Annotated in this window: 9 protein-coding genes; all 9 read right to left on the minus strand. The window is 39.9% G+C overall.

Going from position 1 to position 17,777, the window contains the following annotated elements; translation table 11 throughout:
* Nucleotides 1-68 precede the first annotated feature (68 nt).
* The 9 genes from pyrD to nhaC all read right to left on the minus strand — a co-directional run bounded on the left by pyrD (nucleotide 69) and on the right by nhaC (nucleotide 17,736).
* Nucleotides 69-1,079, minus strand: a complete 1,011-nt coding sequence (pyrD, locus tag QL989_RS01365; RefSeq protein ID WP_010390146.1) for a quinone-dependent dihydroorotate dehydrogenase — start codon at nucleotides 1,077-1,079, stop codon at nucleotides 69-71.
* Between the two features lie 105 nt (nucleotides 1,080-1,184).
* Nucleotides 1,185-6,026: an NAD-glutamate dehydrogenase gene (locus QL989_RS01370; RefSeq protein WP_290167620.1), complete on the minus strand. Its 4,842-nt coding sequence runs from the start codon at nucleotides 6,024-6,026 to the stop codon at nucleotides 1,185-1,187.
* A gap of 210 nt (nucleotides 6,027-6,236) precedes the next feature.
* A complete protein-coding gene (locus QL989_RS01375) occupies nucleotides 6,237-8,558 on the minus strand; it encodes an MMPL family transporter (protein ID WP_290167623.1) in 2,322 nt (773 codons plus the stop codon).
* Entirely contained in the window at nucleotides 8,558-9,553 is a 996-nt protein-coding gene (locus QL989_RS01380; RefSeq protein ID WP_178956142.1) for a YCF48-related protein, read from the minus strand. The genes QL989_RS01375 and QL989_RS01380 overlap by 1 nt, the downstream gene beginning before the upstream one ends.
* A gap of 124 nt (nucleotides 9,554-9,677) precedes the next feature.
* Nucleotides 9,678-11,042: a DUF1329 domain-containing protein gene (locus QL989_RS01385; protein WP_010390152.1), complete on the minus strand. Its 1,365-nt coding sequence runs from the start codon at nucleotides 11,040-11,042 to the stop codon at nucleotides 9,678-9,680.
* A 13-nt stretch (nucleotides 11,043-11,055) separates the two neighbouring features.
* Nucleotides 11,056-13,152, minus strand: coding sequence for a DUF1302 domain-containing protein (locus QL989_RS01390; protein ID WP_290167627.1), 2,097 nt, complete (start codon nucleotides 13,150-13,152; stop codon nucleotides 11,056-11,058).
* Between the two features lie 250 nt (nucleotides 13,153-13,402).
* Complete coding sequence (locus QL989_RS01395; protein WP_138606059.1) at nucleotides 13,403-13,624, minus strand: DUF2835 domain-containing protein; 222 nt, start codon at nucleotides 13,622-13,624, stop codon at nucleotides 13,403-13,405.
* Between the two features lie 3 nt (nucleotides 13,625-13,627).
* Nucleotides 13,628-16,222 (minus strand): aminopeptidase N, encoded by a 2,595-nt coding sequence (gene pepN, locus QL989_RS01400; protein ID WP_290167631.1) that lies wholly within the window; start codon nucleotides 16,220-16,222, stop codon nucleotides 13,628-13,630.
* A gap of 50 nt (nucleotides 16,223-16,272) precedes the next feature.
* The gene (gene nhaC / locus QL989_RS01405; protein ID WP_181388748.1) at nucleotides 16,273-17,736 is read right to left on the minus strand and encodes a Na+/H+ antiporter NhaC; all 1,464 of its coding nucleotides are present in this window, start codon (nucleotides 17,734-17,736) and stop codon (nucleotides 16,273-16,275) included.
* Nucleotides 17,737-17,777: the final 41 nt, after the last annotated feature.

A 17,777-nucleotide genomic window follows, 5' to 3' on the forward strand; every position in this document is an offset into this window, starting at 1 on the left:
TTTTGACCATTTTTAAAACGTCTTTTTAGAACATTTATCGAACGATCAAAAGCTTACATAACTGATCCTTATAAGTCGTTAATGATCGACTTGACCAATTGCGGTCCTTTGTATATAAAACCGGTATAAACTTGAACTAAATCTGCACCCGCATTAAATTTTTCTTTTGCTGATTTAGCATCATCAATACCACCCACACCAATAATAGGTAACTGATTGTTTGTTAAACGCTTGAGTTCAGAAACAACATGGGTGGAACGCTCCCTAACTGGCGCTCCTGATAAACCGCCTGCCTCATCAGCATACTGCTGACCTTGCACTAAGCTACGCTCTAAGGTGGTATTTGTGGCTATAACACCATCAATTTTATTATTTAACAGTGACTCGCTCACTTGTTCAATTTGAATTGGATCTAGGTCTGGCGCAATTTTCACCAACATAGGCACATGCTTATTATGCTTGGCAATTAAATCAAGCTGTTCGTTTTTCAAGCTTTGTAATAAGTCATCTAATGCTGCGCCATATTGCAGGTCTCGTAAGCCTGGGGTATTGGGTGATGAAATGTTTACAGTGATGTATGATGCATGCTCAAACACTTTACGCATACAGTGAATGTAATCATCTTTGCCCTGCTCATTTGGTGTATCTTTATTTTTACCAATATTGATACCTAAAATACCATCGTATTTAGCTGCTTTAACATTGTTAACTAAATTATCAACACCTTTGTTATTAAAGCCCATACGATTAATAATCGCATTTGACTGCGGCAACCTGAATATCCGCGGCTTATCGTTCCCCGCTTGAGGACGCGGTGTTACTGTACCCACTTCTACAAAGCCAAAACCCATTTGAGCGAATGCCTCAATACACTCCGCATTTTTATCAAGGCCTGCAGCAAGCCCTACTGGGTTTTTAAATTCGAGGCCTAAAAAGTTCACTGGTTTATTTGCCACGCTTTGTGACCATGCAGCACTTAATGGCGTGTTAGCAAAGCGACGTAAGTTATTAAGAGCAAAATCATGGGCCCACTCCGCATCACGGGTAAACATAAAACGGCGAGCTAAATCGTAGAACATGAATATAATCCTCTTAAAATTGTAGACAAAAAAATACCTCAGACAAGGCTGAGGTATTATATAACAAAAACTGTTTAACGATTAGTTTTAATCATTAGCAGTTTGTTACTTTGCTGATGTATCACAATTGTGACCGAGCAACATCAGTTCTCTTAATGCCACTGAGAACTTAGCAAAATCATGGCTCTGTGACGTTTTAAACTCTGTCAACATTTGCTTCCAACGTTGAAGTAAAAGCTCTTGACTGTCCATCCATTGTTCAATTTGACCATCTACATCGCTGTTTTCACCTTCAAAGCTATTTAATACAACTTCTGATAAGGTGCGTTGCTGCCAATCTAACTCTTCACGATATGACGCACGCGCTAATGCCTGCCAATGGTTAGAAACCGGTTGATTAGTGATTTGATCTAAGAACCAATGTAGTCCCATTTGCGCACCTAATTTAAAGTAAGTGTGCGACACCATGTCGATCTTACGGTTCGAGTTTTGAGCAATTTGCGTTAAATCCATTACCGAGAACAAGCTTGATAACGACACAATGCGCTGTGCGATATCTGTAGGTACACCGCTTTGTGTTAGTTCTTCACGGGCACTTACAATACGATCGCTTTCTGTTTTAACGATGTATTTAGTTAAGTTTTCACTTAAATCGGCAAATGTTGGTGAGAAAATTTCAATCGCTTGCTCAATTGACTGTGCTTTGGTGCGATGACGAAGGAACCAACGTGTTGCACGACGAACAGTACGACGTAATTGGTATAACATTTCTGTTTGTACGCTCGATGGAATCTTATTATCTAAATCACTAATAGATAACCATGTTTCACGCATTTGGAAAATTTCACTCGCGATTGAGTAACACAATGCAATTTCAGCTTCATTAGCACCGGTTTCTTCATTCATTCGCACCATAAAGTTTAAGCCCATATCATTAACAATATTATTTGCTAACTTAGTGGCAATAATCTCTTTGCGTAGTGGATGATTATCCATAGCATCATTAAACTTCTCACGTAATGGGCGCGGGAATGATTTAACTAATAACTGACGGTAATATGGATTCTCAGTAATTTCATCCGTTACCAAAGACTCTTTTAGCACCATTTTCGCGTAAGAAACTAATACAGATAGCTCAGGGCGTGTTAAATCTTTACCTGCAGCGGCGCGCTCTGCTAACTCTTCATCTGTAGGAATAAACTCAATTGCACGGTCTAGCTTACCGTCTTTTTCAAGTGCATGAATAAAGCGAATTTTTTCTTTAAGCGTTGAGGTCCCTTTAGATTGAGTGATCGACAAAGTGTGCGTTTGACGATAACAATCTTTAAGTACTAATTCAGACACTTCATCGGTCATTGAGTAAAGTAACTCATCACGTTGCTTACGCGTTAAGTCGCCCTCAGCAACTAAACCATTAAGTAAAATTTTAATGTTTACTTCGTTATCTGAACACGCAACACCACCTACGTTATCGATGAAGTCAGTATTTACACGACCGCCTTGAGCTGCAAATTCAATACGACCTAATTGAGTTGCACCTAAGTTACCGCCCTCGCCAAATACTTTAGCCCCAAGGTCTTTACCATTAATGCGCAGCGCATCGTTAGCACGATCACCAACATCTGCATCGGTTTCTTTAGAATGCTTAATGTAAGTCCCTATACCACCATTCCACAATAAATCATGGTCCATCATTAATGATGCTTTGATCAATTCATTCGGCGTCATGCTGGCTTTTTTAGTGCCTAACATCTTTTTCATTTCAGGGGTCAGCGTAATCGACTTAGCAGCACGCGAGAAAATACCACCACCGCTTGAAATTAGCTCTTTATTGTAATCTTCCCATGATGAACGTGGTAAATTAAATAAACGTTCGCGCTCTGGATAAGAAGCTGCTGCATCTGGGTTTGGATCAACAAAGATATGTAAGTGATTAAACGCCACTTGCAAGCGAATGTGCTTTGATAACAGCATACCGTTACCAAATACGTCACCGGCCATGTCCCCGATAGCTACTGCTGTAAAGTCTGTGGTTTGACAGTTAATATCCATTTCACGGAAATGACGTTTTACAGACTCCCATGCACCACGAGCCGTAATACCCATCTTCTTATGGTCATAACCTACTGAACCACCTGATGCAAACGCATCACCTAACCAGAAGTTATATTCGTTTGCGATGCCATTGGCAATATCAGAGAATGTTGCTGTGCCTTTATCCGCTGCTACTACTAGGTACGCATCGTCTTCATCATGGCGTGTAACATCAACAGCAGGTACAATTTCACCACGGTCAATATTGTCTGTGATATCTAATAAACCACGAATGAAGATTTTATAACATTCTTGGCCTTCTTTAATAAACGCTTCACGTTCACTAGGTAGTTGTTTACATACAAATCCACCTTTTGAACCTACCGGTACAATCACGGTATTTTTAACTTGTTGCGCTTTTACTAAGCCAAGTACTTCTGTACGGAAATCTTCACGACGATCTGACCAACGCAATCCACCACGGGCAACTTTACCAAAACGTAAATGCACACCTTCAACACGTGGAGAATAAACAAATATCTCAAACGCTGGCACAGGTAGTGGGACTTCTGGAATTAAACTTGGCTGAATTTTAAGTGAGATGTACGACTTAAATTTGCCTTCAGCATCTTTTTGGAAGTAGTTCGTACGTAATGTAGCAACAATCATATCAACGTATAAACGTATAATACGATCATCATCAAGGTTCGCTACGTTTTCTAACTCTGCATAAATTTCTAAGCCTAGTTTTTCAAGTGTTTTAGCACTTGCAGGGCTTTTTACAGAGAACTTTTTAGAGAATAAGTTAACAATTTTAGCGGCAATATGCGGGTAATTTGCAAAGGTACTTTCAATATATGTTTGCGAGAAAGTAACCCCTATTTGGCGCATGTATTTTGCGTATGCACGTAAAATTGATGATTCACGACCCGTTAAACCACCCATTAACACTAGACGGTTAAAGCCATCGTTTTCTAAACGGTTTGCCCATACACTGGTTAATGCAGCGCGAAAACGTGCAGAGATCTTATCAAAATCAGCCATCCCTTTGCTGTCAATTAGCATAGAGAAATCCATGACCCAATTTACGCCACCATCACTAGTTTTAACCGAGTATGGTGTTTCACCTACAACACGTAGACCAAAGTTTTCAAGCATTGGCATAACATCAGATAAATGAATTGGCTCATCTTTATGGAATAAGCTTAAACGCACAATATTGCTGCTTGCTTCTTCTTGTGGACGATAGAACAACATTTCTAACTTGTTCTCATCGCTTAGCATTTCTAGCTTTTCAATATCGACCACTGCAGCGCTAGGTAATACTTCTTCTTTGTATGAGCGTGCAAAGGCATTGCAATATTTACGGTTTAATTCATTACCACGGGCCTCACCAGCAGATTCAAGTAAGGCTGATTGTAATTTATCTTCCCATGTACGAGCGGCTTCTATTAGGTTGTTTTCTATATCTTTCACGTTATATTCAATATTGTTGTCGGTCACACGAACAGTGTAATGGGTACGCGCCAGTGTAGACTCAGAGAAATAGGTAGTAAATTCGACTTTAACGTCAGAATTAAATGCGTTAGCTAAAATAGCTTGCGTTTCGCGGCGAAGCGCTGTGTTATAACGCTCACGAGGTACATAAACCATGCATGATAAAAAACGGCCATATGCATCTTTACGAACAAATAAACGACACATGTCGCGTTCTTGTATTTGCAACACGCCCATGGCAACTTCTAGTAACTCATTCTCACGAGCTTGTACCAGTTCGTCACGTGGGTAGGTTTCTAATATATTTAATACGGCTTTGTATGCATGTGTCCCTTTAGCGAAGTCACACATATCCATAATACGATTAATTTTACTTTTAAGAACCGGTACATCAGCAGCGCTATTGTTGTAAAAGTTTGATGAAAACAAACCGATGAAACGATCTTCACCAATAACATTGCCTTTGTCATCAAAACGTTTTACACCCACATAATCTATGTAAGCTGGGCGATGAACGCGAGACAATGAATTAGTTTTAGTTAAAATTAATAGGTTACTACTGCGTGCTTCTTGGCGTGCCACTTCAGGTAACTCAGAAAGCAAACGTGTATGCTCAGCATCAGAGTTTTTCATTAACCCTAAGCTGGTATCCATTTTACCTTTTAATTGATAGTCGCCCTGAACTGGTGAAAGTTCATATTGGCGGTAACCCATTAATGTAAAGTTGTCCTTTACTAGCCAATCTAAAAACTCAACGGTTTCATTTATTTCGTTGTCATTTTTATCTTTATGGCTTTTTGGCAAGCTTTTGCTTACCGCGATTAATTTTTCGCGAATAGGCTGCCAATCTTCAACCGCAACCGATACATCAACGAGTACTGATTCAAGCTCTTTTTTGAAAGACTCAATAACAGTTGCATCTGTTTGACGGTCAATTTCTATAAAGAATACAGTTTTTGTTGATGTTGATTCTTGCTCTGCTTTTAAGCTTGATAACCCAGATATTTTTTCGTTTTTATCACGTTGAATTTTCAGTGGACTATGAAGAAGTAAGTGAGAGGCGATGTTTTCTCGTGTCATGGCCATACGTACAGAGTCAACTAAAAACGGCATGTCTTTAGCAATGATCTCTACAATGGTATGTGATGACTGCCAGCCATCTTTTGCCACTTCAGGGTTGAAAACGCGAATAACTGCGTCATCTGATGTATTTTTTTCTAGCGAATTCCAAAGGCTGAGTGCAGCACCATATAAGTCACTGTCGTTGCGATTTGCCAAATCCTCTTTAGACATATTGCTGTACAAGGCTTTGGCGAATTTCTCAACGAGTAACACATTATCAGCGCGAACTTTTTTCTGGATAAGCTTACAGACGTTATCTAAAATAACCGAGGCTTGGCCTTCATTTCGTGTCATTGTATGTTCCTTAATCTATCACTGCTAGTTTAGCAGAATATTTGTACAGCCATTTATTAGCGTGGAGTCAGTTAAATTCTAACCCTTTTAAAACTAATAAACAGCCTTTTCGATGAAAACATTTTAAGCATTTCAGCTATTTGGTCATCTATTCACAAAATATAGATATAAATGGCCATTACTGGCCATTTTGGAGCAAATTTATTCACCTTATTTTTTCTGGTCAGTCCAGAGCAAGCTACCAATTGCAGGTAAAAGTAATACAGCACCCAACATATTTACTAAAAACATGAAGGTAAGCAGAATTCCCATATCAACTTGGAACTTCAAATCAGAAAAAATCCACGTACTAACACCAATTGCTAATGTAATACCAGTAAATAACACCGCACTACCACGTTCAACTAATGCATTACGATAAGCAATACTCAATGGCACGTTTTGTTTTAACTGCCCCATCATCGATGACAAAATATAAATACCGTAATCAACACCAATACCTACGCCCAAAGCAATTACTGGTAAGGTTGAAACAGTTAGACCAATCTCAAGCTGAACCATAAGTGCTTGCGCAAGAGTAGAGACTATGTACAAGGGTAATACCACTGCAATAGTCGCTTTTACGCTCTTAAAACTAAGTAAGCATAAAATAATGACCGCCCCATAAACATAGAGCATCATAGGGATTTGCGCAGCTGAAACAGACTCATTCGTTGCAGCCATCACACCTACAGGGCCTGATGCCAATTTGAAAGCAAGCTTGTCTGTGCCCTCTTCGACAGCAAATTGTTTTACTTTTGCAATGACGTTATCAATAGTTTGTGCTTTGTGATCATCTAAAAATATAATCACGGGCATTACTGAACAATCACCGTTTAATAACCCTGTGCTGGTTTCAACGCGAGAGGTTGACTGCACTAAACTGGCAGAATTGCGCGGCAAACTTTGCCACTTTAAATTACCCTCGTTATAACCGGCATTAACCGACTGTGCCACTGAGCTTAGGCTGACCGCTGATTGTACACCAGCTAAATTTTCAACCTTATACTGAAAGCGCGATATACGCTCCATGACGTCATGCTCGGTACACGCAGCAGGATATGCTTCCACGATGACTTTTAAAATATCCGAAGAAATAGTGTATTTGTCCGATATTAAGAAAGTATCTTGGTTGTAACGTGCATCTTGGTGCAATGATGGTGCCCCAGCATGTAAATCACCAATACGCATTTTGTCTGCTTGCCAATAGCCCAGTGCAAATAAAACCAGAGTGAAACCAATAATCATTTTTGCTGTTTTTGGGTCGGTTGCTTTAACTAATAAATCGCGCATTGCATCGAGTATGTTCGGTTTATTAGCATCACCTGATTGAATATGGATGCTGTTTTCAAAGCGCATATACGACGCCCACACTGGCAACAAAATCAGATTAGTAAATATAATCACTGCCACACCTAAACTCGCAGTAATAGCAAGTTCACGAATAATACCGATATCAATGGTTAATAGGGTTAAAAAGCCAACCGTATCAGATAACAACGCAATCCCGCCAGGCACAAGTAACGCCCTAAAGCTTGATTGGCAACATATTGCTGTAGACTTACCTTCAGCAACCTTTTTACCAATGGCATTAATCATCTGCACACCGTGGCTTACGCCAATAGCGAAGACTAAAAATGGCACTAAGATAGACATAGGATCAAGACCGAAGCCTAAGCTAGAAAGCAATCCTAACTGCCAAATTACCGCAATAATTGAACACACAATCGGTAAGATAGTAAGTTTTAAGCTGCCACAAAATAGCCATACCATGACAAAAGTAAACGCAATTGCAATGGCAAAAAATAATACAACCCCTTTTGCGCCCTCGGCTATATCGCCGGCCATTTTTGCAAAACCAATAATATGAATACTGATCTTTTCGGTACTTAGAGGCTCACGAATTTCGCTTTCTAATTTTTTTGCAAAAGCGAGAGTGTCTAATTTTTCTTGTGTTTGCGGATCAGTCTCCAACAGTTGGGCGGTGACCATAGCACACGAATAATCGCTTGCTATCATACGACCCACTACTTTGGCCTTTTCAATGTTCTCTTTAACAATTCCTAAGCCTTGCTTATCGGCTTTAAAGTTGGCTGGTATAATAGGCCCGCCAGCAAAGCCGTCTTCAACGACTTCAACAAAGCGCGCACTAGGTGAAAATATTGAATTTACTAAAGGACGATTTACTCCTGGAATAAAGTAAAGTTGGTCATGCACAGCTTTTAATTGAGTAAAAAATTCAGGGTTAAAAATATCACCACTGTCATCACATACTGAAATTAAAATACTATTAGCGCCGCCAAACTGTTTTTCATGTTTGGTGTACACCTTCATATAATCATGGTTAAGCGGAATATTTTTATTAAATGACGCATCAAGCTGAATCTGCGTTGCTTTAAAAACCAATAAACAGGTGATCAACACAAAACTTATGAGCACCACTAAGCGGTGTCTAAAAATCGCTTTTTCTAAAAAATCTAAAATTGCTTGCATTAAGGGGTCAACTCCTTCACTTTAATGCCGTTTTCTGTTGTCATGATCAGTTTATCTTTAACAATCACGCCATCAAGAATCGCTTTACCATCAGCCAACTGCTCGTAAGACAACACATCATCTTTAAGCTGAAAAATAACACCGCTATTAGCCAATAATAGCCATTGTTTATTGTTATAATTAATGATGCTATTTACAGTAGCGGTTTTATCATTGTCTAAGTGCTGCCACTGCTGACTATCGGTTTTATTTATAAAAATATTACCGCGTAACCCTGCAACAATTTGTTGCGATGAATCTGAAGCAAAACCAAAAAATGAACCAGGGTAAATCTCATCTAAACGTTGCCATGTTTGGCCATCGTCATCACTTTTTGCCATTAAGCCCATCTCACCGACCAGCATTAAACCCGAACTAGTCGGTTCAATGCGATTAAAGTGAGGTAATATAGACGAGGTTTCTATTTCGTAACCCTCAGGATCTGTTTGTTTTAAGTCATTTAAATAATCTCTATCTTCACTAAATAACAGCGAATCTAAAAAGCGTTTTTGCCAATGTTTTCCGCCATCACTTGTTTGATAAAACATACCGTAAGCGCCAACAGCATAGCCATTTAAGTCATCTTTAAAATAAATATCTAGACAGGGTTTATCTAAGCTTGGTTTTGCTTGTTGTAACTGCCAATTTTCACCACCATCGGTGGTATTAATAATTGTGGCGTCATGTCCACATGCCCAGCCATTAGAATCATTAGTAAATTCAACCGCTGTTAGTAATACTTGTGTAGGTACCGATTTCGCTTGTTGCCAATCGCTACCATCAATACTTTTAATGACCGTCCCATGTTTACCTACAGCAATAAGTCCTGCTGAAGTTTGGGTAATATCGGTAAGGAGTGTTTTATCTGCATTAATTGCGCTAATCGCACTTTGAGGTGCGTCTTGTGCAAAACTCGCACCGCTTAGGATCAGGCTGGCATAGACCAAATACTTCATAAATTAAATTCGCCTTGAACTGAGGATTTGTTTGTCTGTTATAAAGAGGAAAACCTGTGCGTTAATAGACAAACGCGATGTGAAAGAAAAAAGGCACCTAGGAAACTAGGTGCCTGCTTTTATACTATCTGCCAGCGCGACGTAAAGCGCTCGATGTAAACTCATTGTCATTAAATGACTGAGAAAAGTCATACATCTTTTCTTGGTTATCTAGACCAATGGCTAAGTAGCGACGTGAATTAAGATCGTGGTATACCTCAAGCGTACTCCACTGTGTCGGTACTTCATAGTAGTTAAGACCATAAGCCATTGCTACACGATAAAGTTGGTCACGATTATCGTAAATATCGGTAACATGAACTTGCCAACTGTCTTCGTCAATGTAGAAAACACGTTTTTTGTAAATATGACGGGTGTCATCTTTTAAGTTTGCTTCAACAACCCATACGCGGTGTTTTTCGTAACGTGTATGCTCAGGGTTTATATGACCGGGCTTTAAAATATCATCATAAGTTAGCTTGTCGCTGTGAAGCTTGTAGCTATTGTATGGGATGTAAAGCTCTTGCTTACCTTTTAGCGTCCAGTTATAACGATTTGGCGAGCCATTGAACATATCAAAGTCATCAGTTGTACGTAAGCTATCTGCTGCTGTACCCGGTGCATCGTACGCTACATTAGGTGCACGGCGAACACGGCGCTGACCTGAATTGTACGTCCACGCTTGGCGCGGCGTTAAAATTTGGTCCATAGTTTCATGCACCAATAACGCGGTCCCTGCTAAACGAGCTGGCTCTGTCACTTGCTGTTTAAACTTAAACAAAATATTAGAATCTTGTAGTTCAGCCGGAGTAGCACTTGGATCTGAATATTTAACTAATAACTGCTCATCAAAACCAACATAGTTATATGAACCCGATGCCGTCGGTGCTGCCTGACCACCAAAACGCTCAATAGACTGACCACGGTAACGAAGTAAATGGTTCCAAATTGCTTCTAAACCCGTTTTAGGGATTGGAAATGGAATACCAATAGCTGTACTTTTAATACCATTTCCGCCTTCAACTAATTCAGCAGACGTTGCAAACTTTTTGGTTGCATCGTACACAAATTGTGGAAAAGACGCAGAACGACGGGTTTCGTACACTGGCATTTTAAACGTATCTGGGTACGCTTCAAATAACGCGATTTGTCCTGGGCTTAAGTTTTCTTTGTATTTATCAATATTACTTTTATCAATAGTGAATAATACTTTATCGGTTGCATAAGGGTCCAAGTGGTGCATACCCGGTTCATAACCTGCTGGAGCAGCAGTAATACCGCCATTCCATGCTGGGATTGAGCCATCAGCATTCGCTGCTTTTTCCGCACCAATTGGACTTAAGTCTTTACCAAGGCGCGCAGCTTCTTCTGGGCTAATTTTAGCCAGCGCTGCGTGGCTTGCAAACAAACTACAAAACGCTGTAGCAATGAGGGTAGGTTTTTTAATCATAATAATGTTACCCCTAGATAGAATATTTTAAGTTAAAAGAAACGTAATCTCGGTCAGAGAAAGTGTTGGTGTCGCCACCACCCCAAAATGAGTTGTAACTTACATCCAAAGACCATGCATTTTGGTAATTAAAGCTCATGGTAGCACCTAGCGACTTACGATCTTCAATGAATAAGAACATTGGATCTGGCGTGTTACCATTTACATCATGAGAAAATACAAAACGTGGTGAGAAGTTAATACCATTGTAAAGGTTAAAGTAATCACCTTTAGCAATTAAGCGGTAGCCCCACGATGAAGCCGTAGCAAACGATTTTTGCTCAGGTCCATTAGATAATGCCATATGTAGTGAAGAGTAATCTGAACTACCAGGCCCCTGAATAACACCACTTCGGCCAGTACCAGAGACATTTAAACGGATCTCATCGTACTCGGGCATGTTATTAATACGAACACCACCAATTTCACCCACAACAGCCCAACTATCAGCGCCTAATGAAGGACCAAATAGATGTGTTGCCGTAAACTGTAATTGTGACGTATTGCGTTCGATATAACCTTTGGCTAACTCGCCTGGCCCAACAACACTTGCATCATCGCCTTTACTCATTTGCGAAATACCTGCAAACTCAGGGCGTAAACCAGCAATAGCTAACTGCTCAGGCATCGCAGCGTAAAGTAGCTCTACGTCATCGATTTGCAGCGGTTCGTCTTCACGAAAAGTAAACTCACCCGCAAAAGCAGTTTCACCAAGCGAGGTGTTAAAGCTTAAACCGTAAAGTTTAATATCTTCAGGGTATTCGTTAGTTGCTTTAGCAAATGCTTTTAAATCGGATACGTTATCAGAGGTAATTTCAGTACTTGCAATCATCGCTAAATCTTGTTGAATTGATGCTTGCGTAAAGTTTGATACGCGACCCGAAATAAGCGGACGACGATTATGGTAATTTACGTGATAAAGCGCTACTTCGGTATCATTCCACTCTGGTAAAAACATACCGAGTCGTAAGCCGTATTGGCCGCCATCATCTGGCTCTGTTTTGCCATCATAGCCTTTACCTTTGAGGGCAACCTTGGTCGGGTGTGTCAAGTACATATTAGCTAATAGCTGTTGACCTGCAGCACTTGATGGATCAATTCCCTGACTTGCAGCTACTTGAGAGTGAGTTGCTATCAAGTTATTTAAACTATTTGTTAAAAATGCTAAATCAATATCAGGATTTGAAGTAAAACCTAGCTGTACGTTTTGTTGATAACCGTTTTCTGCAGCAAAATCATTGGTAGAAAAATAAGTCCCTGCTGCCGGTAGACGAGTTTCATGCCACTGGTATTGGTAAAAACCTTCTAAGGTCATGTTTTCTGTAAGCCCTAACGATGCCCACAACATACCAACCGGAATAAACGCTTCTTTTAGCTCAGCACCTGGTGCTTTTAAACGGTCTATATCGACCGGATTAACGTTAATACCATGAGAAATTAACGTACTTTCACCCCAGTTTACTACTTGTTGACCAACACGAATTGAAAGCGGGTTATTACCATCGTTTAAATCAAAGTTCGCCCATACGTAGGCATCAAGTAAACGAAGGTCGGCACAACTTTGCTCTTTAGTATCATCGTCATCACAAGGGTCTACACCTTGCCCTGATGTTGGATTAACATAAGCACGATCGCCGTCCATTAATTCAAAATCGTAAAAATACATAAAACGAGTAAATAAGCCGTAGTTATCTTTGCTTATTGATAAGTCATGCGTGCCTTTTAATAGCTTTGAGAAAGACTCACCGCTATCAAAATTTAAACCGCCCGCGTCACCGTTGTTTGAGTAGGACCCTGGTTGAGCCCAGACATCTTGGGATGAATAAATCGTATTGAGTGCTGGGTTGTAACCCGTCCAATCAAATGATGGATTATTACTCTTACCAATCATATCAAAATTTCGGTCTTCTACCCGAATACTCTGACCATATGAAAAGGTAGAATCGAAGGCGATATCAAAACCACCCACCTCAAATGTTGCAGCCTGTGTCTGTGCTGCAGTTAAACCCATAGCCGCAGCTGTTAAGCCAAGTGCTATTTTATTTTTAACAAAAAGCGATCTTCTTATCATTTTGGTTCCCCCCTGTCGCGGGTATTTTTGTGTGATCAAGTTATTGTTTTTAGTGTAATCGTAACGATAGAAGCGAATCAAACAAATTACAAATGGCCGCCTTCAATCAGTTATATTTTTTATTTGTTCAACGTTTACGTATTGGTAAGACGTCATACCAGATAATTTATACACGTAAATTAACAATAGAACAAACCGAAATTAACAAAAAAGCAATATTAATATGTATTTATAACACAAAAAATGACTGCTAAGCTACTCGTTCGAGACGGATGAACTTGTTTTCATTACTTAAAATGAGTCTAAATCGACCACGGATACCTAGGCTAGAAATAAAAGGTCGAAGGTGATGAGCGGAAAAACGAATTGTTTTACCGCTATCAGCTGTCACTTGGATAGAGCTATACCGTCCATGGTAATAATCCATGCACTTTGTATAGCTCAAATGCATACTAAAGTAATGTTCTATCATGATTTATTGTAAGGCTTTTTCAACCTTTTCAAATAAGTCGTCGCTTAACCCTTCTAAGTTAGCTAATCGCTCTAGTTGGGCCCTCATTGCAGTTGCACGGGTTTCATCATAACGACGCCACGACATAAACGGCGTTAACATACGAGATGCATTTTGCGGATTAATCGCATTAAGCTTAATCAATAAATCGCCAAGTAATGTATAGCCCGTGCCATCTAAACGATGAAACTGTGCGGTATTAAAATGAGAAAAGCTGCCCACTAATGCACGTACTCGGTTTGGATTCGAAAAATCAAAGCAAGGATGCGAGTACAAGGCTTTTATTTTCTCAATAGCATCTTCAGCAGAGTTCATCGCTTGCAAAGCAAACCACTTATCCATTACTAATACATCATGGCGCCATTGAGCGTCAAAATGCTCGAGTAATTGATCCGACAATGGGTGAGCTGCTTTAACCACACTGCTTAACGCACCGAGTACATTGGTCATATTTGTTGAAGATGCAGCCTGCTCAATTAAACTTGCCGCCTCAACACTGTCGGTTTTTGCCAAATAGTGAAGGCACAGCTGTTTGAGCGCACGTATTGCTACCGCTTGGGCACTCACACTGCCATCATCGGTAATGGCTTGGTAACAGCTTAAAAATTCACTGTGCAATTGCGTGGCAATTTGCTGTTCAAATAACTCAATATTAGCCGTTATTTGATCTACCGGTATTATTTCAAATTCAGCAGCTAAGGTATCAAAACTTGGCAACTTCAACAGTTCAGCAACTAGCGCTAAATCGCCCTCACGCTGAGATAGCAATGCGCGAAGTGCATCAATCACATCTTCACTCAAAGGAGTCTTACTTGCTGAAGTAACATTGGCTTTAAGTGCGTTAATAAATAACTGCTGTTGTGCATCCCAGCGTGAAAAGTCGCTACGCGCAAAACGCATAATATGTAATAAATCCGCTTCACTAATAGATTGATTTAAAATACATGGGGCTGAAAAGTCTTCGAGCAATACAGCGGTTGGGTTACTGTGAATATTATCAAAGTGAAATGTTTGCGAGCTATTTGTTACATCCAGTACATGATCAAGCTGCTTGCCTTGATACTGTAATGTAATACTTTGCCCTTGAGAGTCTAAAAGCTCAATAGCAAAAGGAATATGTAACATTGCATTGTCAAGCTGATTCGCTGGCGTAAGCTGCTCTACGCTAAGCGAAAACGTTTGCGCAGCTTCATCATACTTTTTAGTTACGTTCAGGCGAGGTGTACCACAATGGTTATACCAACGCTTAAATTGTGATAAATCAATGGATGATGCATCACTCATTGCTGCAATAAAATCATCACAGGTCACCGCTTGCCCGTCATGGCGTTCGAAATACAATGCCATGCCTTTTTGAAAGTTTTGCTCACCTAAAAGGGTATGCATCATGCGAATTACTTCTGCCCCTTTGTCGTATACAGTCACAGTGTAAAAGTTATTCATTTCAATCACTTTTTCTGGACGTATCGGATGAGCCATAGGGCCTGCATCTTCACTAAACTGATGAGTACGCATCACTTTTACAGCATCAATTCTATTAAGCGCACGAGAGCCTAAATCACTACTAAATTCTTGATCTCGAAATACCGTCAAGCCTTCTTTTAAAGACAATTGAAACCAGTCACGACAAGTTACACGATTTCCGGTCCAGTTATGAAAGTACTCGTGGCCAACAATAGACTCAATGGTGTGGTAATCTTTATCAGTTGCCGTTTCTTGATTTGCCAACACACATTTACTGTTAAAAATGTTTAACCCTTTATTTTCCATTGCTCCCATATTGAAAAAATCAACGGCAACAATCATGTAAATATCAAGGTCGTACTCTAAATTAAAGCGAGTTTCATCCCAAGCCATCGCTTTTTTAAGCGACGTCATGGCATGCTCTGTTTTTGGTAAATTTCCTTTATCAACAAATAACGCTAAGGTGACATCTTTACCACTGCATGTTGTATACTTGTCGTGTAAAACATCAAAGTCCCCTGCCACTAAAGCGAACAAGTAGCTTGGCTTTTTGAATGGGTCTTGCCATTTTACAAAATGACGTCCATCTTGCGTTTCACCGCTATCAACTTGATTACCATTTGAGAGTAAATGCGGGAATGTTGTATCTGCAATTATAGTGACATCAAAAGTAGAAAGGACATCAGGACGGTCCATATAGTAGGTTATTTTTCTAAACCCTTGCGCTTCACATTGGGTACAGTAAGCCCCGCCAGATAAGTACAACCCCTCAAGTGAAGTATTGGTTTGTGGTGATGTTTGCGTCACTATACTTAGCTGACACTCATCAGGTAGATTATTAATGATTAATTGCTGATTTATAATTTTATAATCTGTGAGCTCCTCACCCTCTACCGACAATGAGATCAAAGTTAAGTCAATGCCATCTAATACCAGTGGTGCATTTGAATCGCCAACGCGCTTAAGTGTTAATAAAGCATTTACCTGAGTTTGTAATGGCTGTAAATCAAACGTCAGCTCAGTGTGTTCGATTGAAAAATGGGGGGCTTGGTAGTCTTTTAGATATTCTGCTTGAGGTTTTTGTAGTTCAGTCATGTTCACTCCAAAAAAATAGCCCCTTTTAGTGATAAAAGGAGCTACTTAAATTAAGCCGTTTGTTTAGGTTTAATACGTAGTATCTTAATTCCTAAGTAAGCGTAAATAACGGCTAAGAAAGGATTTATAAGGTTAAAGAAAGCATAAAGCGCGTAATCAAACGGATTGATTAATAGAACACTTTGCATATACGCACCACACGTATTCCACGGTATCAGTGGGCTAGTAATTGTACCGCCATCTTCTAGAGTACGAGATAAGTTAACAGGCTTTAAGCCACGCTTTTTATATTCTTCTTTAAACATCCGCCCAGGTACCACAATGGCAATATACTGATCGGCAGCAATAACATTGGTACCAATACACGTTGCAATAGTGGAGGCGATAAGAGAGCCAGTGCTTTTTGCTATTTTTAGAATACTTTTAACAAATATATCAAGTAGACCCGTTTTTTCCATAATCGCACCAAACATCAGTGCTGTCATGATCAACCATGTGGTTGTTAGCATGCCAGACATACCGCCGCCGCTCAGTAACGAGTCCATTTTCGCATCGCCCGTGTTAATCGTGAAGCCATCAAAAAAGGTGGTCCAAACCAGTTTAAAGTAACCGACAAACTCACCCTGAGTCATGTCTATTTGGCTAGCAATTAAGTCCGATTGAAATAGCATAGCCCACACCGCGCCAATCACGGCACCAATAGAAATGGCAGGAAACGCTGGCATTTTTCGAATAGCAAGTACGAGTAATACAATTAACGGCACCAACATTTCTAAGCCAATGTTAAAGTTTTGCTGAAGAATTGCAGTTATTTGCTCTATTTGACCAGCCTCCCCCGCTGCTGTCGCGTTAAAGCCCATGAAAACAAAGATGATTAATGCAATGACAAAGCTAGGTACTGTAGTCCAAAGCATATGATGAATATGTTCAAACAAATCTGCACCAGCAACCGCTGGAGCTAAATTGGTTGTTTCAGATAATGGACTAAGCTTATCGCCAAAATATGCGCCTGATATTACAGCACCCGCGGTAACTGTCGGCTCTAAACCCAGTCCTGAAGCGACACCGAGTAACGCAACACCTATAGTCGCTGCTGTAGTCCATGAACTACCAATACTCATTGCTACAATGCCACAAATTAAACAACTCGCGGCATAAAACCAACTAGGATTGATGATTTGTAGACCGTAATAAATTAATGTCGGAACGGTTCCTGATAATAACCAAGTTCCGATTAATGCCCCTACCATGAGTAAGATTAAAATCGCACTAAGAGATAAAGTGATCCCCTCAATCATTGCATCTTCTAATTTTTTCCATGTGTAGCCATTTTTTAAACCAATTAACGCCGCAGCGAATGTTGCAAATAACAAGGCAATTTGATTTGGACCTGACGATGAGTCATCACCAAATAAGTACACAGCGGCACCTAATAAACAAATTAATACAGCAATTGGAATGAGTGCATCAAAAAACGAGGCACTTTTTAGTGGTTTTTCTTCAATTGGCTTCAAAATATAGACTCCTACACACATTCGATGCATGTTGATTATTT

The organism is Pseudoalteromonas sp. APC 3224 (genome assembly GCF_030407535.1).
Taxonomy (GTDB): Bacteria; Pseudomonadota; Gammaproteobacteria; order Enterobacterales; family Alteromonadaceae; genus Pseudoalteromonas.